This is a genomic window from Vibrio hepatarius, assembly GCF_043642085.1.
GTDB lineage: Bacteria > Pseudomonadota > Gammaproteobacteria > Enterobacterales > Vibrionaceae > Vibrio > Vibrio hepatarius_C.
Genome location: NZ_JBHZSA010000014.1, coordinates 1 through 24091, shown reverse-complemented (window position 1 = coordinate 24091; position 24091 = coordinate 1). Strand labels below are relative to the sequence as shown.

The following is a 24091-nucleotide window of genomic DNA, read 5'->3' as shown; positions in this document are numbered from 1 at the left end:
AAGATCACATGATATGATCCGCGTAAGATCCATGATCTTGTTGATCATTTTTTACTTATCCACAGAAAGGGGGGATCTTAATAGTAGATCTAATAAAAGATCATATATATAGATCTTATATATATAAGAGCTTTCAAGCTTTGAATGAAAAGCGTCAAAAGCATTTTCTCTCTTCGTGAAAGAAGGTAGAATAGCGCTCTTTTATCTGTCCAACTCTCTCTTGAATACCTGAGGTCGGTTCATGCTTTATCACGAAAAATTTGACGTCATTGTTGTTGGTGGCGGTCACGCAGGAACGGAAGCCGCACTCGCATCAGCTCGAACAGGGCAAAATACGCTTTTGCTTACACACAACATTGATACTTTAGGTCAAATGTCATGTAACCCTGCGATCGGTGGCATTGGCAAAGGACACTTAGTCAAAGAAGTCGATGCAATGGGTGGATTAATGGCTCAGGCCATTGATCATTCGGGTATTCAGTTTAGAACATTAAACGCGTCCAAAGGACCTGCGGTTCGAGCAACACGTGCGCAAGCGGATCGTGCGTTGTACAAAGCCTATGTTCGTCATGCGTTAGAAAACACACCTAACTTAACTTTGTTCCAACAATCCGTTGATGATCTGATTGTCGACAATGATCAAGTCACAGGTGTCATCACCCAAATGGGTCTGCGTTTTCATGCCAAAGCCGTGGTTTTAACCGTGGGTACTTTCCTTGGTGGTAAGATCCACATCGGTATGGAAAGCTCATCAGGCGGACGAGCAGGGGATCCTCCATCGATCGCTTTAGCGGATCGTTTACGTGAGTTGCCTTTCCGTGTTGATCGCCTTAAGACAGGTACTCCACCTCGTATTGATGCACGCAGTGTCGATTTTTCTGATCTGGAAGTGCAGCATGGTGACAATCCTGCTCCTGTATTCTCATTCATGGGTAAGCGTGAACATCACCCGCGTCAGATTCCGTGTTTTATTACTCATACCAACGAAAAAACGCACGACGTTATTCGTAATAACCTAGACCGTAGTCCTATGTACGCTGGGGTTATTGAAGGTATTGGCCCTCGTTACTGTCCTTCGATTGAGGACAAGGTAATGCGTTTTGCGGATAAGAACAGCCATCAGATCTTTATTGAGCCAGAAGGGCTAGACACTCACGAGCTATACCCGAATGGTATTTCCACCAGCTTGCCATTTGATGTACAGGTGCAAATCGTTCGCTCGATGAAAGGCTTCGAGAACGCACATATTGTTCGTCCAGGTTATGCGATCGAATACGATTTCTTCGATCCACGTGATTTGAAACAGACTTACGAAACCAAATTTATTAGTGGTTTGTTCTTTGCCGGTCAAATTAACGGCACTACAGGCTACGAAGAAGCGGCAGCACAAGGTCTCATGGCGGGTCTGAACGCAAGTTTACACAGTCAAGGCAAAGAAGGCTGGAGCCCTCGCCGTGATCAAGCTTACATGGGTGTATTGATTGATGACCTATCAACAATGGGCACTAAAGAACCGTATCGAATGTTTACCTCACGTGCGGAATACCGCCTGCTGTTACGTGAAGACAACGCCGATCTGCGTCTGACTGCGCAAGCACGTGATTTGGGCTTGATTGATGATGCTCGTTGGGCACGCTTCAATGAGAAAATCGACAACATGGAAGCAGAACGTCAACGTCTAAAAGATATTTGGATGAATCCAAAGTCGGCAGGTGTCGACGCGCTTAATGGCCTGCTGAAAACACCAATGGCTCGTGAAGCAAGCGGTGAAGATCTTCTGCGCCGTCCTGAGATCACCTATGCACAATTGACTGAGTTGGACGCTTTTTCTCCGGCACTTGACGATCAACAAGCCGCTGAACAGGTTGAGATCCAAGTTAAGTACGAAGGTTACATTAAGCGTCAGCAGGACGAGATTGAAAAATCTCTGCGCCACGAGAATACTAAGTTACCGCTCGATCTCGATTACTCACAGGTGAAAGGTTTGTCGAATGAGGTTGTGGCTAAGCTAGGTGAAGCAAAACCTGAGTCAATTGGCATTGCTTCACGTATTTCTGGTATTACACCAGCGGCGATTTCGATTCTTCTTGTTCATCTTAAGAAACATGGCATGCTAAAAAAAGGTGAGGAAGAATAATGTCTCAGCTACGTACACAACTTGATGCGCTGATTGCTCAAACGGACTTAGAAGTATCGCCACATCAACGTGATCAGTTGGTTGGTTATGTTGAAATGCTCAACAAATGGAACAAGGCGTATAACTTAACGTCGGTTCGCGACCCGCAAGAGATGCTGGTTAAGCACATCATGGATAGCATCATTGTTAGTACACACTTACAAGGTGAGCGCTTCATTGATGTGGGTACTGGTCCTGGACTACCAGGCATCCCACTCGCGATCATGAATCCGACCAAACAGTTTTGCCTGCTCGATAGTCTAGGCAAGCGAATTCGATTCATTAAGCAAGTTCTACATGAACTAAAGATTGATAATGTGAATCCGATTCAAAGTCGAGTCGAAGAGTATCAACCTGAAGATAAGTTTGATGGTGTACTAAGCCGAGCATTCGCTTCTATCACGGATATGGTTGAGTGGTGTCACCACTTACCGAAAGCGGATACAGGAAACTTTTTAGCTTTGAAAGGCCAATTACCACAGGATGAGATTGACCAATTACCTGAGTGGTGTTCTGTGACCGATATCAAAGCTTTGAATGTTCCTCAATTGGAAGGCGAGCGTCATCTAGTAATCTTATCGCGCAAGGGATAATAGCGAGGTTCACTGTGGGAAAAATCGTAGCAATTGCCAATCAGAAAGGCGGGGTTGGTAAAACAACAACATGTATCAACTTAGCCGCGTCAATGGCCGCGACTAAGCGTAAAGTCTTGGTGATTGACCTCGATCCACAAGGGAACGCGACTATGGCCAGTGGCGTAGACAAATACCAAGTCGACGCCAGTGCCTACGAACTCTTAGTCGAGGATGTCCCATTCGAAGAGGTGGTATGCCGTAAGACGTCGGGTCATTATGATTTGATTGCCGCTAATGGCGATGTGACGGCCGCTGAAATCAAACTGATGGAAGTATTCGCGCGCGAAGTTCGTTTAAAACATGCACTTGCGTCAGTTCGCGATAACTATGATTTCATCTTTATTGATTGCCCTCCTTCTCTAAACCTTCTTACAATCAACGCCATGGCTGCGGCCGACTCGGTCTTGGTTCCTATGCAGTGTGAATATTTCGCACTAGAGGGTTTAACTGCACTCATGGATACAATCAGCAAACTTGCTGCTGTTGTAAACGAGAATTTAAAAATCGAAGGTCTACTGCGTACTATGTATGACCCTCGCAACAGATTGTCTAACGAAGTATCCGATCAACTTAAAAAGCACTTTGGCAACAAGGTGTACCGCACTGTTATTCCGCGTAATGTACGCTTAGCAGAAGCGCCTAGTCATGGTAAACCTGCAATGTACTATGACAAGTATTCGTCAGGTGCGAAGGCGTATCTCGCTCTTGCCGGTGAAATGCTTCGCCGCGAAGAAGTCCCTGCATAACGACAACCAAAGGAACCCTGTCTCATGTCTAAACGTGGTTTAGGTAAAGGGCTTGATGCTCTGCTCTCTACCAGCTCATTGGCGCGTGAAAAGCAGCAAAATGCTCAGCATAGCCAAGAGCTTTCTTCGGACGGCCAATTGACCGACCTAAATATCAATAGCTTGAAGCCAGGTGTTTATCAGCCTCGTAAAGATATGGCAGCGGAAGCGCTTGAAGAACTTGCGGCTTCTATCGAGTCACAAGGTATTATTCAGCCGATTGTTGTCCGTCAGGTAGAGAGCGATAAATTTGAGATTATTGCGGGTGAACGACGCTGGCGCGCAGCGCGTAAAGCAGGCCTAAAGCAAGTACCATGCGTGGTGAAAAACGTCGAAGATCGTGCCGCGATCGCGATGGCGTTGATCGAAAATATTCAACGTGAAGATCTTAACGTTATCGAAGAAGCGCAAGCATTGGATCGTTTGCAGGTTGAATTTAAGCTGACCCACCAGCAAGTGGCGGAAGTGATCGGTAAGTCACGCACCACAGTGAGTAACTTATTGCGTCTAAATCAGCTTGAAGATGACGTAAAGAGTCTAGTTGCCGATAAAAAAATTGAAATGGGGCATGCTCGTGCTCTACTTGCGCTGCAAGGTGAACAACAAGTTGAAGTTGCTCAGCAAGTGGCGAACAAGCAACTGACGGTACGTCAAACTGAACAACTTGTGAAAAAATGTCTCCAGCCTATTGTTGAAGATAAAAATGAGCCTCAGGACGTTGAGATACAAGAATTGTCACAAAAATTAAGTGCAATACTTGGTGGTAAAGTTGCTATTGTGCGAAACCCAAGTGGAAAGTCCAAAGTGACGATTAGTCTTGATGAGCCTCACAAATTAGAGCAACTGATTGCCAAGCTAGAGAGCTAAATGAGATAATTGATCTCAATCAATTATGTAAAAAACGATTTTTTGTGTGAAAGTTGTCGGTTTGTAAACAAAAATGTAACTTTTTGCAGGGTTTTAATTGCAATAAGGTGCACTGACCGTATAATTTTCGCCAATTTCCCTGCACAGAGTGAAGTAGTGCAAAGTGGATATTACTAGAGGTACGAATACATGGTAGCTGCGTTAGCGAGACCAGGACGAGAGCTTGCAAAGCAATTGTTATTGATCGAGGCAGGCGCGGTTACGTTAGTGGCAGCAGGAACGACGATTGCTGTAAATACTGAATGGGGAGTTTCAGCGCTAATTGGAGGGAGCATTTTTGTTGTCGCCAATGCTGTATTTGCCTTGTGTGCCTTTCTTTTTGTAGGAGCGCGCGCCACGAAAATGGTCGCAGTGTCTTTCTACACGGGAGAAGCATTAAAGATCCTCATCACAGTGGCACTCTTCTCCGCTGCTTACATGTATATGCAGGTGGAACTTGTTCCCCTCAAACTAACCTATTTGCTGGTATTAGGGATTAATATCTTTGCGCCAGCGCTATTCATTAACAACAAAAAATAGGATGAGTTATGGCTGCGCCAGGTGAAGCGCTAACATCGTCCGGATACATTGCCCACCACTTATCAAACCTTTCTTTAGCTAAGTTAGGCTTGGTAGCGGATGAAGCAAGTTTCTGGAACGTACATATCGATAGCCTGTTTTTTTCTTGGTTTACTGGTTTAATCTTCTTAGGAATTTTTTACAAAGTAGCGAAGGGAACGACAGCGGGTGTACCAGGTAAGCTTCAGTGTGCTGTTGAAATGATCGTAGAATTTGTCGCGGAAAACGTCAAAGATACGTTCCATGGACGCAACCCATTGATTGCACCTTTAGCACTAACTATCTTTTGTTGGGTATTTTTGATGAACGTGATGGACTTAGTTCCTATCGACTTCTTACCTTACCCAGCAGAGCATTGGCTTGGTATTCCTTACCTTAAGGTTGTACCGTCAGCTGATGTGAACATCACCATGGCTATGGCTCTAGGCGTATTCGCTCTGATGATTTACTACAGCATCAAAGTGAAAGGTCTAGGTGGTTTCGCCAAAGAACTTGCTTTACATCCATTTAATCACTGGACGATGATTCCGTTTAACCTACTGATTGAAGTGGTATCGCTACTAGCGAAGCCTCTATCACTTGGTATGCGTCTATTCGGTAACATGTTCGCAGGTGAGGTTGTATTCATTCTTTGTGCGGCAATGTTACCATGGTATTTACAATGGATGGGTTCACTACCGTGGGCGATTTTCCATATTCTGGTAATTCTGATTCAGGCCTTCGTGTTTATGATGCTAACGATTGTTTATATGTCGATGGCACACGAAGACGGCGATCACTAATTTTTTAAACTCTTATTAGTCAAAAGTTATATTTGGAGATAGTAATGGAAACTGTACTGAGCTTTTCAGCAATCGCAGTAGCAATCATCGTTGGTCTATGTGCAGTAGGTACTGCAATCGGCTTCGCAATCCTAGGTGGTAAATTCCTTGAGGGTGCTGCGCGTCAACCAGAAATGGCTCCTATGCTACAAGTTAAGATGTTCATCATCGCTGGTCTACTAGATGCGGTTCCAATGATCGGTATCGTAATCGCTCTACTATTTACTTTCGCAAACCCATTCGTTGGTCAACTAGCTGGTTAATCATTGCTTTTCAAAGGCAAACACTGGTTTGTCATTGATTAACACTAAGTCCAATTAAAGAGGGGTAGCTGTTGTGAATATGAACGCAACTCTGCTAGGTCAAGCAATCTCATTCGCACTATTTGTGTGGTTCTGCATGAAGTATGTATGGCCGCCAATCATGCAAGCGATTGAAGAGCGTCAGAAGAAAATTGCTGACGGTCTACACGCTGCTGAGCGTGCTGAGAAAGACTTAAACCTAGCGCAAGCTAATGCTTCTTCTCAACTGAAAGAAGCGAAGCGCACAGCAACTGAGGTCATCGAGCAAGCAAACAAGCGTAAAGCTCAAATTCTTGATGAAGCTCGCGAGGAAGCTCAGGCAGAACGCCAGAAAATCCTTGCGCAAGCAGAAGCAGAACTTGAAGCGGAACGCAACCGTGCGCGCGATGAACTGCGCAAACAAGTTGCAACTCTGGCTTTAGCTGGTGCTGAGAAAATCCTTGAGCGTTCTATCGATAAAGATGCGCACAAAGATCTTCTCGACAACATTACTGCAAAACTTTAAGTCTGGGGGCGCATATGTCTGATATGACTACTATCGCACGCCCCTATGCTAAAGCAGCATTCGACTTTGCTGTTGAAAAAGGCCAACTAGACCAATGGGGTCAAATGTTGTCTTTTGCAGCGGAAGTTGCCAATAACGAACAAATTCATGAGCTACTAACGAGTTCAACCTCTGCTGACAAACTAGCAGAAATATTTGTTGCGGTATGTGGCGAACAAGTTGATGCGTTCGGTCAAAACCTAATTAAGGTGATGGCTGAGAATGGCCGACTACAGGCCCTTCCTGATGTGTGTGCTGAGTTCCTGCTTCTTAAGCAAGAACATGAGAAAGAAATCAGTGTTGAAGTGACTTCAGCAACGGAACTTTCAGAACAGCAAAAAGCAGATATCAGCAGCAAACTTGAAACGCGTCTTGAACGCAAAGTCCAGCTGAATTGCAGCGTAGATGAGACCCTACTTGGTGGGGTTATTATTAGAGCCGGAGACTTAGTCATCGATAACTCAGCACGTGGCCGTCTAAGCCGCCTGAGCGATGCATTGCAGTCTTAATGGGGATTGGAGCATGCAACTTAATTCCACGGAAATTAGCGATCTAATCAAACAACGTATCGAATCTTTCGAAGTTGTTAGTGAAGCTCGCAACGAAGGTACTATCGTATCGGTAAGCGACGGTATCATTCGCATTCACGGCCTAGCGGACGTGATGCAAGGTGAAATGATTGAATTACCGGGTGGCCGTTATGCACTAGCACTTAACCTTGAGCGTGACTCGGTTGGTGCGGTTGTAATGGGCCCATATGCTGACCTTAAGGAAGGCATGAAAGTTACAGGTACTGGTCGTATTCTTGAAGTACCAGTTGGTCCTGAAATGCTTGGCCGTGTTGTTAACACGCTAGGTGAGCCAATTGATGGTAAAGGTCCAATTGAAGCTAAACTGACTTCGCCTGTAGAAGTGATTGCACCAGGTGTAATCGACCGTAAATCGGTAGATCAACCTGTTCAAACTGGTTACAAATCTGTTGACTCAATGATCCCAATCGGTCGTGGTCAGCGTGAGCTTGTAATCGGTGACCGTCAGACTGGTAAAACAGCAATGGCGATCGATGCAATCATCAACCAGAGAAACTCAGGTATTTTCTCAATCTACGTAGCTATCGGTCAAAAAGCATCGACTATCGCTAACGTAGTTCGCAAACTAGAAGAGCACGGCGCGCTAGCAAACACTATCGTTGTTGTTGCATCTGCTTCTGAATCTGCAGCGCTACAATACCTAGCGCCATACGCAGGTTGTGCGATGGGTGAATACTTCCGTGATCGCGGTGAAGACGCACTGATTGTTTATGATGACCTATCTAAGCAAGCGGTAGCTTACCGTCAGATCTCTCTACTACTAAAACGCCCACCAGGCCGTGAAGCATTCCCGGGTGACGTTTTCTACCTCCACTCACGTCTACTAGAGCGTGCAGCTCGTGTAAGCGAAGAGTACGTAGAAAAGTTCACTAACGGTGAAGTGAAAGGTAAGACAGGTTCTTTAACTGCACTACCTATCATCGAAACACAAGCTGGTGACGTTTCAGCATTCGTACCGACAAACGTAATCTCGATTACTGACGGTCAGATCTTCCTACAGACTGAGCTATTCAACGCGGGTGTTCGCCCAGCTGTTGACCCAGGTATCTCAGTATCTCGTGTTGGTGGTTCTGCACAGACGAAAATCATCAAGAAGCTATCTGGCGGTATCCGTACTGCACTAGCTCAGTACCGTGAACTAGCGGCATTCGCACAGTTCTCGTCTGATCTTGATGAAGCGACAAAGAAACAGCTAGACCACGGTCAGAAAGTTACAGAACTAATGAAGCAGAAGCAGTACGCTCCAATGTCTGTATTTGACCAAGCTCTAGTAATCTTTGCGGCAGAGCGCGGCTACCTAGCAGGTGTTGAATTAAGCAAACTGCTAGATTTCGAAGCGGCTCTACTATCGTACGCTCGCGGTCAATACGCTGAATTTGCGGCTGAGATCGACAAGACGGGTGCATACAACGATGAAGTTGAAGCGCAGCTTAAGAAGCTGACTGACGACTTCGTAGCAACCCAAACTTGGTAATAGGTCGGTGGCAGTAATGCCACCAACTAATGGAGAGTAACGATGGCCGGCGCAAAAGAGATACGTAATAAAATCGGTAGTGTTAAAAGCACTCAGAAGATTACGAAAGCAATGGAAATGGTAGCAGCTTCTAAAATGCGTCGTTCTCAAGATGCAATGGAAGCTTCTCGTCCATACGCTGAAACAATACGTAAAGTGATCGGTCACGTAGCAAACGCAAGCCTAGAGTATCGTCATCCGTACCTAGAGGAGCGTGAAGCTAAACGTGTTGGTTACATCATCGTTTCAACAGACCGTGGCCTATGTGGTGGCTTGAACATTAACGTGTTCAAAAAAGCTGTCATAGACATGCAAAGCTGGAAAGAGAAAGGTGCTGAAGTTGAACTGGCATTGATTGGTTCAAAAGCAACTGGCTTCTTTAATAACAGCGGCGCAAAAGTAGCGGCGCAGGTTTCTGGTTTAGGCGATAGCCCAAGCCTTGAAGACCTAATCGGCTCTGTAAGCGTAATGCTGAAGAAATACGATGAAGGTGAATTGGACCGCCTATATGTTGTGAGCAACAAGTTTGTGAACACCATGGTTCAACAACCAACGATCGATCAATTACTACCTTTGCCTAAATCGGACAGCGAAGAGATGCAGCGTACCCACCAGTGGGACTACATCTACGAGCCAGAACCAAAAGCACTACTAGACACGCTTCTAGTGCGCTATGTGGAATCTCAAGTATACCAAGGTGTGGTTGAGAACCTTGCTTGTGAGCAAGCGGCTCGAATGATTGCAATGAAAGCTGCAACGGATAATGCGAGCAACCTGATTGATGACTTAGAGCTTGTGTATAACAAGGCGCGTCAAGCGGCGATTACACAAGAGCTATCAGAAATCGTTTCAGGTGCAGCAGCGGTTTAAGCTTAGGTAAAACTAAATAGTTAGAGGATTAACGATGGCTACAGGTAAGATCGTACAGATCATCGGTGCAGTAGTCGACGTAGAGTTCCCACAGAGTGATGTACCAAGTGTATATGACGCTCTAAACGTAACGGACTCAAAAGAACGTCTAGTTCTTGAAGTTCAGCAACAGCTAGGCGGTGGCGTAGTTCGTTGTATCGTAATGGGTAGCTCTGATGGTTTACGTCGTGGAGTTGAAGTAGTAAATACAGGCGCTCCAATTTCAGTACCAGTAGGTACTAAGACCCTTGGTCGTATCATGAACGTACTTGGTGATGCGATTGATGAGTGTGGTGAAATCGGTGCGGAAGAGACTTACTCTATCCACCGCGAAGCACCAAGCTACGAAGAGCAATCAAACGAGATCGCACTTCTAGAAACGGGCGTTAAAGTAATCGACCTAGTTTGTCCATTCGCTAAGGGTGGTAAAATCGGTCTATTCGGTGGTGCAGGTGTAGGTAAGACCGTTAACATGATGGAACTTATCAACAACATCGCACTACAACACTCTGGTCTATCAGTATTCGCAGGTGTTGGTGAGCGTACTCGTGAAGGTAACGATTTCTACTTTGAGATGCAGGAAGCAGGCGTTGTAAACGTTGAAAACCCTGAAGAGTCTAAAGTAGCGATGGTTTACGGTCAGATGAACGAGCCACCAGGCAACCGTCTACGTGTTGCACTGACTGGTCTAACAATGGCAGAGCGTTTCCGTGACGAAGGTCGTGACGTTCTACTGTTCGTTGATAACATCTACCGTTACACGCTTGCAGGTACAGAAGTATCAGCACTTCTAGGTCGTATGCCTTCTGCGGTAGGTTACCAGCCAACTCTTGCAGAAGAGATGGGTGTACTTCAGGAGCGTATCACGTCAACGAAATCTGGTTCTATCACGTCTGTACAGGCGGTATACGTACCAGCGGATGACTTGACTGACCCGTCTCCAGCAACAACGTTCGCGCACTTGGATGCAACGGTTGTACTTAACCGTAACATCGCTGCAATGGGTCTATACCCAGCGATTGACCCACTAGATTCAACATCTCGTATGCTTGACCCTCTAGTTGTAGGTCAAGAGCACTACGACATTGCACGTGGCGTTCAGCAGACTCTTCAGCGCTACAAAGAGCTGAAAGATATCATTGCTATCCTAGGTATGGACGAGCTATCTGAAGAAGATAAGCAAGTTGTATCTCGTGCACGTAAGATTGAGCGTTTCCTAACTCAGCCTTACCACGTAGCAGAAGTATTTACTGGCGACCCAGGTGTTTACGTAGCTCTTAAAGAGACTCTACGTGGCTTCAAAGGTCTACTAGCTGGTGATTACGATGACATTCCAGAGCAAGCTTTCATGTACTGTGGTGCAATTGAAGATGCTATCGAGAATGCGAAGAAGCTTTAAGGCTAACTAGGAGGCGATATGGCAGCAATAACCTTTCACCTAGACGTAGTTAGCGCAGAGAAGAAGATCTTTTCTGGCCTAGTTGAAACGTTTCAGGTGACCGGTAGCGAAGGTGAGCTTGGTATTTACCACGGCCACACTCCGCTGCTAACCGCTATCACGCCTGGTATGGTGCGACTTGTTAAGCAGCACGGCCACGAGGAATTTATTTATGTTTCTGGTGGTATGGTAGAAGTTCAACCGGGTACAGCGACTGTACTGGCTGATACTGCTATCCGTGGTGATGAACTGGACGCAGCTAAGGCTGAAGAAGCTAAACGTCGTGCTCAAGAAGCAATTCAGAATCAGCATGGCGACATGGACTTCGCTCAAGCGGCTAGTGAACTGGCTAAAGCCATTGCTCAGCTACGAGTGATCGAGCTGACACAACAACGTCGATAATAATTGACAAGGTTGTTATAGAAATAAAGGCGGTCGTATGACCGCCTTTTTGCTTATTTTTTACTAGAAATTTAACCCATTCAATTAACTAATCCTCGATTAGTGTCTAAAATACCTCTCAGTTTTAGTACAACGTCTATATAGGTAACCTAATGAAATTTAGCGCAGTTATTCTCGCGGCGGGCAAAGGCACTCGCATGTATTCTAATATGCCTAAGGTATTACATACCTTGGCGGGTAAACCTATGGCAAAGCATGTTATCGATACTTGTAATGGCTTAGGTGCGCAGAATATTCATTTGGTCTACGGTCATGGCGGTGATCAAATGCAAGCTGAGCTTGCTGAAGAAAACGTTAACTGGGTACTTCAGGCAGAGCAGTTAGGTACCGGTCATGCCGTGGATCAAGCGTCACCGCAATTTGAAGACGATGAAAAGATCTTAGTGCTTTACGGTGATGTACCATTGATCTCGGAAGAGACGATTGAGAACTTGCTCGATGCTCAACCAAATGGTGGTATCGCGCTGTTAACGGTTGTACTAGACAATCCAATGGGATACGGCCGTATTGTACGCCGAAATGGTCCTGTGGTTGCGATCGTAGAACAAAAAGATGCAACGGATGAGCAAAAGCTTATCAAAGAGATCAACACTGGCGTGATGGTGGCCACTGGTGGCGATCTGAAGCGTTGGCTTGCTGGGCTAAACAACCAAAATGCCCAAGGCGAATATTACTTAACTGACGTGATTGCAGCTGCTCACGATGAAGGTCGCGCAGTAGAAGCGGTTCACCCAGTAAATCCGATTGAAGTGGAAGGGGTGAATGACCGAGCTCAGCTTGCTCGTCTAGAGCGTGCGTTCCAATCTATGCAAGCGCATAAGTTGCTTGAGCAAGGAGTGATGCTACGTGATCCGGCGCGTTTTGATCTGCGTGGTGAACTGCAATGTGGTATGGATTGTGAAATCGATGCTAACGTGATCATCGAAGGTAAAGTATCGCTCGGAGATAATGTGGTTATCGGCACTGGCTGTGTGCTGAAAGACTGTGAAATCGATGACAATACTGTGGTTCGTCCATACAGTGTGATTGAGGGTGCGACCGTTGGTGAAGAGTGTACCGTTGGTCCATTCACTCGTCTTCGTCCAGGTGCTGAGATGCGTAATGACTCCCACGTAGGCAACTTTGTTGAAGTGAAGAATGCACGTATCGGTGAAGGTTCAAAGGCTAACCACCTAACCTATCTTGGTGATGCTGAAATCGGTCAGCGCACTAACATCGGTGCAGGCGTGATCACTTGTAACTACGATGGTGCAAATAAGTTTAAGACCACTATTGGTAACGATGTGTTTGTTGGCTCTGACTGTCAGCTGGTGGCACCGGTAACGGTAGCCGATGGCGCAACCGTTGGTGCTGGTACCACATTGACTAAAGATGTCGCGGAAGGTGAGTTAGTAATTACTCGCGCGAAAGAGCGCAAAATTACTGGTTGGCAGCGACCTGTTAAACAAAAGTAATCGCTTAGAATAGTAAAAAGGCCCTAGCATCGAACCTGCTAGGGCCTTTTTTGTTTATGGCTTATTCATCACTGACCACACGTGAGTTATCAGGTGCACTGAAGTGCTTTGATAGTTCTTTGTTAGAGATAATGTAGCCAGCCCATAGTCCTGCCATACAGATGATGATGGCAAAACCAGTTACTGCTTGAGCCTGACTAGCCATCGCTGCCACAAGCGCACTTGATAGGCTGCTGACACTGATTTGTAGGCTGTTTTGTAAGCCAGCTGCAGTCGCAGGGCTTTGCTTAGCACTGGCAAGCGCACGGTTAACAACAATCGGATATAGAGCGCCGTTAGCCACAGCAATCAAACAAAATGGCGCTAAGATTGGCCAGATAGAGCTAAGCTGCCACTGAGAAGCGATAAAGATCAGTAGAGAGGCAACACTAAATAGGCCAATCAGCTGACGGAGTACCTTCTCATCACCAAACTTTTTCACGCCGACCTTACCTAAGTAACCACCCGCCATAAATGCGATAGTTTGGGGAATAAAGCTTAGGCCGATATCTTTCGCCGCATAGCCTAGCTGAGCCATGATTTCAGGCATACCTGTTAGGTAAGCAAAGAAAGCCGCTGATGCCGTGGCAAACATCAGTACATTACCAAGGTAAGTATTAGAGCTAATCAGAGCTTTAATATCGTTAGAGACTGACGTTGGCTTAGCTGTGGTTGGTTCGCTTTTCTGAGCCATCGTTGTAGCAACCAGCAATACACCCATGATCGTCAGCGCAATAAAGATACTATGCCAACCAAAGTTGTCGGCGAGTAGTACGCCTAACTGAGGGGCAAGGGCTGGTGATAGTGCGACTAATGGCATGATGGTCGCGAAAATCTGCTGGCTTTGATTAGCGTGGCGTTTAATCACCATTGCTTGCCAGATCACCGCTGGCGCACACACGCCGATCGCTTGAATAAAGCGCAGTGAGAGTAATTGCCAAACTTGATCGCTAAATGCCAGCCCGAACGAGCCAAGAGTGAAAAGGATTAAACCAGCGGCAAGGGTATTTCGATGGCCGAATTTGTCTGATGCCAGTCCCCATAGAAGCTGACCTATCGCCATACCAACCAAAAATACGGTCAGTGAAAGGGCGATGTACTCGGGACCTGTAGCAAAGTCGACTTCCATTGCTTTAAATGCTGGTAAGTACATGTCTGTGGCAATAAAGCCCAGCATAGAGAGCGCAGCAAGGTAAACGAGTTGTAGTTTAGAAATTGTCATGATTTTTCCAATCAAATTATTTAATCAGTAATTACTCAGTATCAGTTTTGTTTTGACCCTGATTTATTTGCCTTGCCATTCTATTTTTCGATTCATAGAATTAGAAACGCTAAAATTGTTGGTTATTAATCAAATTTTTTGATGGATATAAAATGTTTTCTAAATCTTCTCTAGAGATGCTTGATACTGTCGCTCGGTTAGGCAGTTTTACTGCAGCTGCCGATGTATTGCATAAGGTGCCTTCTGCGATCAGCTACGGAGTGAGGCAGGTCGAGCAGGAACTTGATGTGGTTTTGTTCCGTCGTTTGCCGCGTAAGGTAGAGCTCACACCTGCCGGGGAGTTGTTTATTGCTGAAGCGCGGATGCTATTGCGCCAGATGGAAGACTTGAAGTCACAAACTCGCCGCGCCGCGCATGGCTGGCAGTCGACTTTAAAGTTGACCCTCGACAATGTGGTTAAGCTCGACAAGCTTAAACCTATGGTTGAGAGCTTTTACCAACAGTTTGAATTTGCAGAGCTACAGATCAATATGGAGGTGTTTAACGGTTCATGGGAAGCGATTGCCCAAGAACGAGCTGACATCGTGATTGGTGCAACCTCTGCTATTCCTATTGGTGGTGACTTTGAAGTGAGAGATATGGGCGTATTGGATTGGGCCTTCGTTATGTCACCCGCTCACCCATGTGTTCGGCAACAGCATTTAAATGAGGTGTATGTTAGTCAGTTTCCGGCGATTTGTTTAGATGACACTTCAAGTGTGTTGCCCAAACGACATACAGGTCATTACGCCAAACAGAGAAGGTTATTATTACCCAATTGGTACAGTGCAATCGAGTGTTTAAAAAATGGTATTGGCGTGGGCTACATGCCTCGACATATCGCTCAACCGCTGATTACTGAAGGTGTATTGGTTGAAAAAGTGTTGCCAGAAGATAAGCCTCTTAGCCAGTGCTGTTTGGTGTGGCGTAAAGATGATAACCACAAAATGATTGAGTGGATGGTCGACTACTTAGGCTCCAGCGACCAATTGCATCAAGATTGGATCCAAGCACGATAGCTTTAGACCTTGGAATTAGGTTCTCAATGTGACGGTGAGGCAAGGTCTAACAAAAATAATTAACTCGTAATTGAGTTTTGTATAGTTATTGTTATATTCAATCCGTTGTTCTGTAAAGTTACGGGTGAGTTGTGAGAATAGTCGATACAAAATGGCAAATACTGCCAATTGTAATTCTGTCGCTATCCATGCTGCTAGGGCTGTATGGCTTTTATGTCACCCTAGAAAAGCTGGTGGTTGAAAATGAGAGTGATCGCTTAACATCGTTGATGTCTGATGTATTGCATGAGTTCAGAGAAGATAGCGAGTTATTTACCACACAGCTGGATATCGATGATTATATTGGGGATTTGACGCAAGCTAGCCCTAACTTACGTATCCAAGTCATTGCCCCTGATGGCACCGTTATTGGTGATACCGACTTATCGGACTCCGCGTTGGTCAACATAGAAAATCACGGTAGCCGACCGGAAGTCATTCAGGCGATAGAGCACGGGCTAGGTAGCGATGTTCGCTTTAGTACCGTGACCTCGACCGATAGGATTTATAACTCCGCTAAAGAGCATGTTAACGGCAAAGACTATATCGTCGTAATTTCGTCGCCAATGTATCAACTCAAGCAAATGAACTTCCAGTTGATGGGCATTCTGATTGGTATGGCGCTACTTAGCTTGAGCTTTTTGATCGGCACTTCCTATTTCAGTAATCGTCAGATAAGTCTTAAAGTTGAAGAAGAGCAGAAGAAGCAAGATGAGCGAATTCGTCAACGTACTAACGAAATTGAATTAATGCACCGCTTAGCCAATATGTTGGCTGCCTGCAATAATTTGGCCGAAGCGCAGAAAATAGTTTCCGATATTCTGCCGAGAATCTTAGGCAACGTGAATGGCAGCGTTTCTTTGATGCGCTCATCGCGTAACCAGCTTTTGACCCAGTTGGATTGGGGCGGCAATTGGCCGGGGAGTTCAAGCTTTGCTCCCGATGAATGTTGGTCACTGCGCAAAGGTCGGGTTCATCTGTCTAATGATGACTTTCATAGTCTGAGCTGCGCACATATGCAGGATATCGAACATAACCAAACGCTGTGTATCCCTTTGACCGCACATGGCAATACTATCGGTATTATGCACCTCTATTTTGGCCAAGGGGATATTCCCATTGACCCGATCACAGAGCAACTAGCCTTTAGTGTTTCTGAACACTTAGGCCTGGCTCTGGCAAACTTAAGTTTGCAAGAGAAACTACGCTCGCAAGCATTAAGCGATCCTTTAACTGGGCTGTTTAACCGTCGATTTTTCGAGCAGAAACTGGAAGAGTATTCGATGAACTCAGCAACGACAGAGCAACCACTCTCTCTGTTGATGTTCGATTTGGATCATTTCAAACGTTTCAACGATAACTTTGGTCATGATGCGGGTGACTTTGTTCTTAAGGAAATTAGCGCTTTGCTTAAACATAGTGTCGGTGATGATGAAATCGCCTGTCGATTGGGCGGAGAAGAGTTAGCGGTGCTATTGCCTCAATTTACTATGGAGCAAGCCACTGAATTTGCAGAAGTGATTTGTGAATCGGTGCGCACAATGCATCTAGAGCATAAAGGGCTGTCCTTGGGCCAACTCGGTGTCTCTATTGGTGTTGCTACCTATCCATCTCCAGCCACCGATGTTGAAGCCTTGGTAAAAATGGCCGATCAGGCCCTGTATATGGCCAAAGATACCGGCCGTAGCCGTGTGGTCAATTATGAGCAATACGGCCACAATAAATCACCCAATGCCGATGTTATTGATTTAGAAGACAAGCTTTCTAGCAACCAATAAAAAATGCCCGCAGCAAAGCGGGCATTTTATTATGATGTTCAATCTATGGGCGTTCGAAAACAGTCGCAATACCCTGACCCAGACCAATACACATAGTCGCTAGACCGTACTTGGCATCTTTGGCTTCCATTAGGTTAATTAGCGTCGTCGAGATGCGTGACCCCGAGCAGCCTAGTGGGTGGCCTAATGCAATTGCACCACCGTTAAGGTTAACTTTTTCATCCATCATATCGAGCAAGCCAAGGTCTTTGGCACAAGGAAGAGATTGCGCTGCAAACGCTTCGTTAAGCTCAACGACATCCATATCTTCAATCGATAGACCTGCACGCTTGAGGGCTTTCTGCGTAGCAGGAACAGGGCCATAACCCATGATGGATGGATCGCAGCCAGCGATCGCCATGCCTTTAATCCGTGCGCGGATCTTCAAACCCAGTTCATTGGCTTTCTCTTCGCTCATGATCAGCATTGCGGAAGCACCATCAGATAGCGCTGATGATGTACCTGCTGTTACTGTGCCGTTAGCAGGATCAAACACTGGACGAAGTTGCGATAAGCCTTCCACTGAGGTTTCAGGGCGGATTACTTCATCGTAGTCGAGCGTAAAGAGTGTTCCGTCTGCAGCATGACCTTCAATTGGTAAGATTTCGTTCTTAAAACGGCCTTCTACAGTCGCTGCATGTGCACGAGCATGAGAACGCGCGGCAAACTCATCTTGCTGTTCGCGGCTGATACCATGTAGCTTACCGAGCATTTCTGCGGTTAAGCCCATCATACCTGCGGCTTTGGCGACTGTTTTTGACATACCTGGGTGGAAGTCGACACCGTGATTCATCGGCACGTGACCCATATGCTCGACACCACCAATTAAGCAGATTTCAGCATCACCAGTCATGATAGCTCGAGTGCCATCGTGTAGGGCTTGCATCGATGAACCACACAAGCGGTTAACCGTCACCGCGCCAATCTCAATTGGCAGTCCAGCGAGAAGAGCAGCATTACGCGCCACGTTGAAGCCTTGCTCTAGCGTCTGCTGAACACAGCCCCAATAGATATCTTCGATTTCGCCTGGGTTTACTTGTGGGTTGCGAGCAAGGATGCCTTTCATCAAATGTGCTGATAGGTCTTCAGCACGAGTATGACGGAAAGCGCCACCTTTAGAGCGACCCATTGGAGTACGTAGACAATCGACTACGACAACGTTTCTTGTTTGATTAGTCATTTTGGGAATCCCTCTTTAGATAGAACCTTGCTGTTGTGTGCCGTAGAAGCTTTCGCCTTTAGCCGCCATATCAATCAGCATTTGTGGTGCTTGGTACATAGCACCTAAATCAGCATATTTCTTCGTTATCTCAACAAAGTTAGCAATACCGATGCTATCTAGGTAGCGGAATACACCACCACGGAAAGGAGGGAAGCCTAGACCGTAAACTAGCGCCATGTCCGCCTCTTGAGGAGAAGCAATGATCTCTTCTTGTAGACACAACACGACTTCGTTGATCATTGGTACCATCATACGCTCAATGATGGTCTGGTCATCAAACGCTTGTCTCTCATCGCATACGCTGGCTAGTACAGGTAGGATGTTGTCATCGAAGCTTTTCTTTGGCTTACCGCGTTTGTCGACGCTGTAGCTGTAGAAACCGCTACCATTTTTCTGACCGTATTTGTCGGCTTCAAACAGTGCATCAATCGCGTCTTTGTCTTGTTTACCCATTCGCTCAGGGAAACCTTGCGCCATGACAGCTTGCGCGTGGTGGGCAGTATCAATCCCGACCACATCAAGTAAGTAGGCAGGGCCCATTGGCCAACCAAACTGACGCTCCATAACCTTATCTATTTTGGTAAAGTCAGCACCGTCGCTGAGTAGTTTGCTGAAACCACCAAAGTATGGGAAAAGTACGCGGTTAACAAAGAAGCCTGGGCAGTCATTAACAACAATAGGGGATTTACCCATTTTAGCGGCATAAGCAACTACGCGGTTGATGGTTTCATCAGAGGTGTGCTCACCACGGATAATCTCCACCAATGGCATGCGGTGTACCGGGTTGAAGAAGTGCATACCACAGAAGTTTTCTGGGCGTTTGAGTGATCTCGCCAGTAGATTAATTGGAATCGTTGAGGTGTTTGACGTGATAACGGTGTCTTGGTCAACGTGTGTTTCAACTTCGCTCAAAACAGCAGCTTTGATCTTTGGATTTTCGACCACCGCTTCGACAATTACATCTGACTGCTCAATTCCCGCGTAGTGAAGGCTTGGTGTAATCGAAGCAAGAATACCTGCCATCTTAAAACCGTCGATACGACCGCGAGATAGGCGTTTATTTAACAGCTTTGACGCTTCAGTCATACCGAGATCAAGTGATGGCTGCGCGATATCTTTCATCAGCACAGGTACGCCTTTTAGCGCTGATTGGTAAGCGATGCCGCCACCCATAATACCCGCACCAAGCACAGCTGCACGTTGAGTCTCTTTACTTGCTGATTTTGCGGCTTTCTTAGCTATGCCTTTGATGTATTGATCGTTAAGGAATAAGCCAACCAAAGATTTGGCTTCTTCAGATTTCGCCAGTTTGACGAAGTGTTTACGCTCAATATCAAGTGCTTCATTACGAGCGAAGCGCGCACCTTCTTCAATGGTAATAACCGCTGTCATTGGCGCAGGGTAGTGAGGGCCTGCTTTTTGTGCCACTAGACCTTTTGCCATGGTGAAGCTCATCATCGACTCAAGTTTGCTCAATGATAGGGCAGAGGTTTTCTGCTTGCGACGCTCTTTCCAGTCTAGTTTTTCGTTAATCGCTTGGTTAAGAGTTTGGATTGCGGACTCTTTTAATACTGCGGTGTCGACAATGGCGTCGAGTAAACCAATCTTGAGAGCTTCATCTGCGCGGCAAGCTTTGCCCTGAGTGATGATCTCCATAGCGCTATCCGCACCAATAACGCGAGGTAGACGAACACAGCCGCCAAACCCTGGCATAATGCCGAGTTTTGTTTCAGGTAGACCAATGCTGGTGGTTTTATCACCAATGCGCATGTCGGTAGCAAGTACACACTCACAACCTCCACCCAATGTATGGCCTTTTAGAACTGAAATAGTGGGTACGGGTAAGTCTTCTAGTTTATTGAAGATGCTATTAGCAAATCTTAGCCACTCATCCAGTTCTGATTCTTGCTTAGCAAAAAGGCCAAGGAACTCGGTAATATCTGCACCTACAATGAATGCATCTTTATCTGAGGTTAACAGTAGCCCCTTTAGTGATGAGTGGTTGCTTAGTGCATCTAAAGCTTTATCCAAAGACTCTAGCGTAGCTAAGTCGAGCTTATTGACTGATTGAGGAGCGCAGAAGCTGAGCTCAGCAATGCCATCTTGTAATTCCTTTACCTGTAGGGTTTCGGCTTGGTAAATCATTGTCTATCTCCGTGACATACAATCTTTGATTGTGTGTATAGCGGCGAGCTGTGTGTTTTTCTCAACATGGAGAGGCTCACCTCTATCTAGGAAAGTGGTATTATTTTTATTCTGGTTTGACCAGTTGTTTCAGTGTGGACTTGCTGGTGGCTAAATTCAATACATTTTTTAAACAACTGTTTAACATTGTGCGCTTGGACAGATCTTAGGCGACGCCGAAATCACTCTCATGCTACACTGCAACCATTGTGATAAACGAATTAACACCATGAATGACCAGCCCTATTTGGTTCCAGCTACACCGACTCAATTTGAAGAAGAGATAAAGAAAAGCCTCTTTATTACCTACCTTGCTCATACTCCTTCTATAGAGGCAGCAAAGGCGTTTGTTGATGAAATTAGGACCAAACACTCCGATGCAAGGCATAATTGCTGGGGTTTTGTTGCTGGCCGGCCTGAAGACTCAATGAAATGGGGGTTCAGCGATGATGGTGAGCCTTCAGGTACGGCGGGAAAGCCTATTTTGGCACAGCTTTCTGGCTCCGGGGTCGGCGAGATCACAGCGGTAGTTACTCGCTACTCTGGTGGAATTAAGCTTGGTACAGGCGGTTTGGTTAAAGCATATGGTGGTGGTGTACAGCAAGCATTAAAGACGCTTCAAACTATTGAGAAAAAAATAACCACAAATCTACTGCTGGAGTTAGACTATGGGTTTGTGCCTATTGTTCAGTCCCTATGCCCGCAATTTGGTGCTGTAGAAGTCAGTGCTGAATATAGTGAACGGGTAAAAATGGTGGTTGAAATAGAAATGCGTCAAGTGAATGACTTTTCTCAAACAATCATCAATAAAAGTGGCGCCAAGGTAATTATTACCGCTTTGGATAAAAAATAAAGATAATCAGGAAGTCGGAAGCTACGCTTCACACATCATCTATTCATGCAGTTTCGTTCTATTATTCGCATTGTAGGGCTACTACTAGCCTTATTCAGTATCTCTATGCTCGCTCCTGCATTGGTGGCGTTGATCTATAGAGATGGTGCAGGTGTACCTTTTGTTACGACTTTCTTCGTATTACTTTTCTGTGGTGTAGTGTGCTGGTTTCCCAACCGTCGACACAAGCAAGAGTTAAAAGCGCGTGATGGCTTTTTGATTGTGGTGCTATTTTGGACCGTATTGGGTAGCGCAGGCTCGTTGCCATTTCTCATCGCTGACAATCCCAATGTCTCTGTCACTGATGCCTTTTTTGAATCTTTCTCTGCATTAACCACTACTGGTGCGACAGTGATTGTTGGGCTCGATGATCTGCCAAAGGCGATTTTATTCTATCGTCAGTTTCTTCAGTGGTTTGGTGGTATGGGGATCATCGTTCTCGCCGTGGCTATTTTACCTGTGCTTGGTATCGGTGGCATGCAGCTCTATCGCGCTGAAATTCCGGGGCCGGTTAAAGATTCGAAGATGACACCAAGGATTGCCGAAACAGCAAAAGCGCTGTGGTACATCTATTTAAGTCTAACAATTGCTTGTGCGGTAGCCTTTTGGTTAGCGGGCATGTCGCCATTTGATGCCATCGGGCATAGTTTTTCTACTATTGCGATAGGTGGCTTTTCAACTCATGACGCCAGTATTGGTTATTTTGATAGTTACGCTATTAATATGATTACCGTGGTGTTCTTGCTGATATCAGCATGTAACTACTCACTTCACTTTGCCGCCTTCGCTTCTGGCGGTGTCCACCCTAAATATTACTGGAAAGATCCAGAGTTTCGCGCATTCGTATTTATTCAAGCACTGCTGTTTGTGGTTTGTTTCTTAATCCTTCTTAATCATCACTCATATGACACGGTTTACGAGGCTTTCGACCAAGCGCTATTCCAAACTGTATCAATCTCAACAACAGCGGGCTTTACGACCACTGGTTTTTCTGAGTGGCCTTTATTTTTACCTGTGCTATTGCTTTTCTCATCGTTTATCGGTGGTTGTGCTGGTTCAACTGGTGGTGGTATGAAGGTGATTCGTATCCTGCTACTTACATTGCAAGGTGTGCGTGAGTTGAAGCGCTTAGTTCACCCGAGAGCGGTTTACACTATTAAAGTTGGCGGTAGCGCCCTGTCGCAACGTGTGGTCGATGCGGTATGGGGGTTTTTCTCTGCTTACGCCTTAGTGTTTGTCGTTTGTATGTTAGGACTTATCGCCACGGGGATGGATGAGCTAAGCGCCTTTTCAGCGGTAGCGGCTACTTTAAATAATTTAGGTCCCGGATTAGGTGAGGTTGCTCTGCACTTTGGTGATGTTAACGATAAAGCCAAGTGGGTGCTGATCGTTTCAATGCTGTTTGGTCGACTAGAAATATTTACCTTATTAATATTACTTACGCCGACGTTTTGGCGTAGCTAAGGAGATTACGTGGCGAAAGCACTATTTTTATACTCTAGCCGTGAAGGTCAGACCAAAAAAATTCTACATTATATAGAAGAGCTACTTACAGAGTTTGAATGTGAAGTTGTGGATCTGCACACAGCAACTGACATTGACTTCTCCCATTACGAGAAGGTTCTTATCGGTGCATCGATTCGTTATGGTCACCTAAATAAAAAGCTCTACCAGTTTATTGCCAAGAACCAGTCTCAGCTAGAAGGTAATAAGGTGGCGTTCTTTTGCGTTAATCTTACCGCGCGTAAAGAAGAGCAGGGTAAAGATACTCCTGAAGGCAGTGCTTATATAAAGACGTTCCTTAACAAGTCTCCGTGGCAACCCAAATTAATTGGAGTATTTGCTGGCGCTCTCTATTACCCACGTTATAGCTGGTTTGATAGAACCATGATTAAATTTATTATGTCGATGACTGGCGGGGAAACGGATACGTCCAAAGAGGTGGAGTATACCAATTGGGAAAAAGTGGCTCTTTTTGCTGATAAGTTTAAAGAACTGTAGAAATAACGTGCTCTTTTGAATGCTTTTGATGCAAATTTGTCCGAACAACAAAAAAGTAAGAAAAAACGTGAAAAAGGGCTTGCCAATGTGATCGCAATCTCTATAATGCCACCTCGCTGACACGGGAACGCTTCGAAAGAAACGAGAGCCCAGTTAGCAAGGTCAATTAGCCAAGCGGAAACGCTTTGAAATAAGTTTGAAAAAAGTGGTTGACACTAAACTTTAACTCGCTAAAATGGCCGTCCGATTTGAGCAGAGCTCAAATCGAAAAGCTCTTTAACAATATAAACCTATCAATCTGTGTGGGCGCTCGTTGATGATAATCCAATTAGAAGCTTGGGCTTCAAATTAGGTTTCAATGAAACGAAGTGACCAACGAGTCGTAAGACTCAGCACAGTCAATTCAAACATTACTTTATGTAATGTTCAGTATTCATTGAGCCGAACAAAATCTTAAATTGAAGAGTTTGATCATGGCTCAGATTGAACGCTGGCGGCAGGCC

22 protein-coding genes are annotated in these 24091 nt (G+C 45.6%); 19 read left to right on the top strand and 3 right to left on the bottom strand.

The window, feature by feature from the left end:
- Window positions 1–241 precede the first annotated feature (241 nt).
- The 14 genes from mnmG (at window position 242) to glmU (ending at window position 13114) form a co-directional block, all read left to right on the top strand.
- Complete coding sequence (gene mnmG, locus ACHUFZ_RS18735) at window positions 242–2137, top strand: tRNA uridine-5-carboxymethylaminomethyl(34) synthesis enzyme MnmG (RefSeq protein WP_394128326.1); 1896 nt, start codon at window positions 242–244, stop codon at window positions 2135–2137.
- Window positions 2137–2769: a 16S rRNA (guanine(527)-N(7))-methyltransferase RsmG gene (rsmG, locus tag ACHUFZ_RS18730; protein ID WP_394128325.1), complete on the top strand. Its 633-nt coding sequence runs from the start codon at window positions 2137–2139 to the stop codon at window positions 2767–2769. The genes mnmG and rsmG overlap by 1 nt, the downstream gene beginning before the upstream one ends.
- A gap of 14 nt (window positions 2770–2783) precedes the next feature.
- Window positions 2784–3557, top strand: a complete 774-nt coding sequence (locus tag ACHUFZ_RS18725) for a ParA family protein (protein WP_004411091.1) — start codon at window positions 2784–2786, stop codon at window positions 3555–3557.
- Between the two features lie 24 nt (window positions 3558–3581).
- Entirely contained in the window at window positions 3582–4463 is an 882-nt protein-coding gene (locus tag ACHUFZ_RS18720) for a ParB/RepB/Spo0J family partition protein (RefSeq protein WP_394128324.1), read from the top strand.
- A gap of 189 nt (window positions 4464–4652) precedes the next feature.
- Window positions 4653–5042 carry a F0F1 ATP synthase subunit I gene (locus ACHUFZ_RS18715; RefSeq protein WP_134836150.1) on the top strand — a complete coding sequence of 130 codons (390 nt, stop codon included), beginning with the start codon at window positions 4653–4655 and terminating at the stop codon, window positions 5040–5042.
- A gap of 8 nt (window positions 5043–5050) precedes the next feature.
- Window positions 5051–5863 (top strand): F0F1 ATP synthase subunit A, encoded by an 813-nt coding sequence (gene atpB, locus ACHUFZ_RS18710; protein WP_004411098.1) that lies wholly within the window; start codon window positions 5051–5053, stop codon window positions 5861–5863.
- Between the two features lie 44 nt (window positions 5864–5907).
- Window positions 5908–6165, top strand: a complete 258-nt coding sequence (gene atpE / locus ACHUFZ_RS18705; protein WP_004411110.1) for a F0F1 ATP synthase subunit C — start codon at window positions 5908–5910, stop codon at window positions 6163–6165.
- 73 nt (window positions 6166–6238) lie between these two features.
- Complete coding sequence (gene atpF, locus ACHUFZ_RS18700) at window positions 6239–6709, top strand: F0F1 ATP synthase subunit B (protein WP_004417263.1); 471 nt, start codon at window positions 6239–6241, stop codon at window positions 6707–6709.
- A 14-nt stretch (window positions 6710–6723) separates the two neighbouring features.
- Window positions 6724–7257: a F0F1 ATP synthase subunit delta gene (atpH, locus tag ACHUFZ_RS18695; protein WP_004411113.1), complete on the top strand. Its 534-nt coding sequence runs from the start codon at window positions 6724–6726 to the stop codon at window positions 7255–7257.
- A 13-nt stretch (window positions 7258–7270) separates the two neighbouring features.
- The gene (gene atpA, locus ACHUFZ_RS18690) at window positions 7271–8812 is read left to right on the top strand and encodes a F0F1 ATP synthase subunit alpha (protein ID WP_053440012.1); all 1542 of its coding nucleotides are present in this window, start codon (window positions 7271–7273) and stop codon (window positions 8810–8812) included.
- 42 nt (window positions 8813–8854) lie between these two features.
- Window positions 8855–9721, top strand: a complete 867-nt coding sequence (atpG, locus tag ACHUFZ_RS18685) for a F0F1 ATP synthase subunit gamma (RefSeq protein ID WP_004411115.1) — start codon at window positions 8855–8857, stop codon at window positions 9719–9721.
- A gap of 34 nt (window positions 9722–9755) precedes the next feature.
- Complete coding sequence (atpD, locus tag ACHUFZ_RS18680; protein WP_004411116.1) at window positions 9756–11159, top strand: F0F1 ATP synthase subunit beta; 1404 nt, start codon at window positions 9756–9758, stop codon at window positions 11157–11159.
- An 18-nt stretch (window positions 11160–11177) separates the two neighbouring features.
- Complete coding sequence (locus tag ACHUFZ_RS18675; protein ID WP_004411119.1) at window positions 11178–11600, top strand: F0F1 ATP synthase subunit epsilon; 423 nt, start codon at window positions 11178–11180, stop codon at window positions 11598–11600.
- A gap of 152 nt (window positions 11601–11752) precedes the next feature.
- Entirely contained in the window at window positions 11753–13114 is a 1362-nt protein-coding gene (gene glmU / locus ACHUFZ_RS18670; protein WP_394128323.1) for a bifunctional UDP-N-acetylglucosamine diphosphorylase/glucosamine-1-phosphate N-acetyltransferase GlmU, read from the top strand.
- A 61-nt stretch (window positions 13115–13175) separates the two neighbouring features.
- On the opposite strand, the gene punC is transcribed toward glmU, so the two are convergent.
- Window positions 13176–14375, bottom strand: a complete 1200-nt coding sequence (gene punC, locus ACHUFZ_RS18665; RefSeq protein ID WP_394128322.1) for a purine nucleoside transporter PunC — start codon at window positions 14373–14375, stop codon at window positions 13176–13178.
- Between the two features lie 152 nt (window positions 14376–14527).
- On the opposite strand from punC, the gene punR reads away from it, so the two are divergent.
- Complete coding sequence (gene punR / locus ACHUFZ_RS18660) at window positions 14528–15433, top strand: DNA-binding transcriptional activator PunR (protein ID WP_394128321.1); 906 nt, start codon at window positions 14528–14530, stop codon at window positions 15431–15433.
- Between the two features lie 188 nt (window positions 15434–15621).
- Window positions 15622–17250, top strand: a complete 1629-nt coding sequence (locus ACHUFZ_RS18655; protein WP_394128368.1) for a sensor domain-containing diguanylate cyclase — start codon at window positions 15622–15624, stop codon at window positions 17248–17250.
- Window positions 17251–17293: 43 nt separating this feature from the next.
- On the opposite strand, the gene fadA is transcribed toward ACHUFZ_RS18655, so the two are convergent.
- Together fadA and fadB are read right to left on the bottom strand one after the other, a co-directional pair.
- Entirely contained in the window at window positions 17294–18469 is a 1176-nt protein-coding gene (fadA, locus tag ACHUFZ_RS18650; protein WP_394128320.1) for an acetyl-CoA C-acyltransferase FadA, read from the bottom strand.
- Between the two features lie 15 nt (window positions 18470–18484).
- Window positions 18485–20656, bottom strand: coding sequence for a fatty acid oxidation complex subunit alpha FadB (gene fadB, locus ACHUFZ_RS18645; RefSeq protein ID WP_394128319.1), 2172 nt, complete (start codon window positions 20654–20656; stop codon window positions 18485–18487).
- 268 nt (window positions 20657–20924) lie between these two features.
- Here fadB and ACHUFZ_RS18640 point away from each other — a divergent pair, with 268 nt between their 5' ends.
- The 3 genes from ACHUFZ_RS18640 to hemG are packed head-to-tail and all read left to right on the top strand — an operon-like array spanning window position 20925 to window position 23588.
- Window positions 20925–21548 (top strand): YigZ family protein, encoded by a 624-nt coding sequence (locus ACHUFZ_RS18640; protein WP_394128318.1) that lies wholly within the window; start codon window positions 20925–20927, stop codon window positions 21546–21548.
- Between the two features lie 45 nt (window positions 21549–21593).
- Window positions 21594–23051 carry a TrkH family potassium uptake protein gene (locus ACHUFZ_RS18635; RefSeq protein ID WP_394128317.1) on the top strand — a complete coding sequence of 486 codons (1458 nt, stop codon included), beginning with the start codon at window positions 21594–21596 and terminating at the stop codon, window positions 23049–23051.
- Between the two features lie 9 nt (window positions 23052–23060).
- On the top strand, window positions 23061–23588 hold the full coding sequence (gene hemG / locus ACHUFZ_RS18630) for a menaquinone-dependent protoporphyrinogen IX dehydrogenase (protein ID WP_394128316.1): 528 nt from the start codon (window positions 23061–23063) through the stop codon (window positions 23586–23588).
- Window positions 23589–24091: the final 503 nt, after the last annotated feature.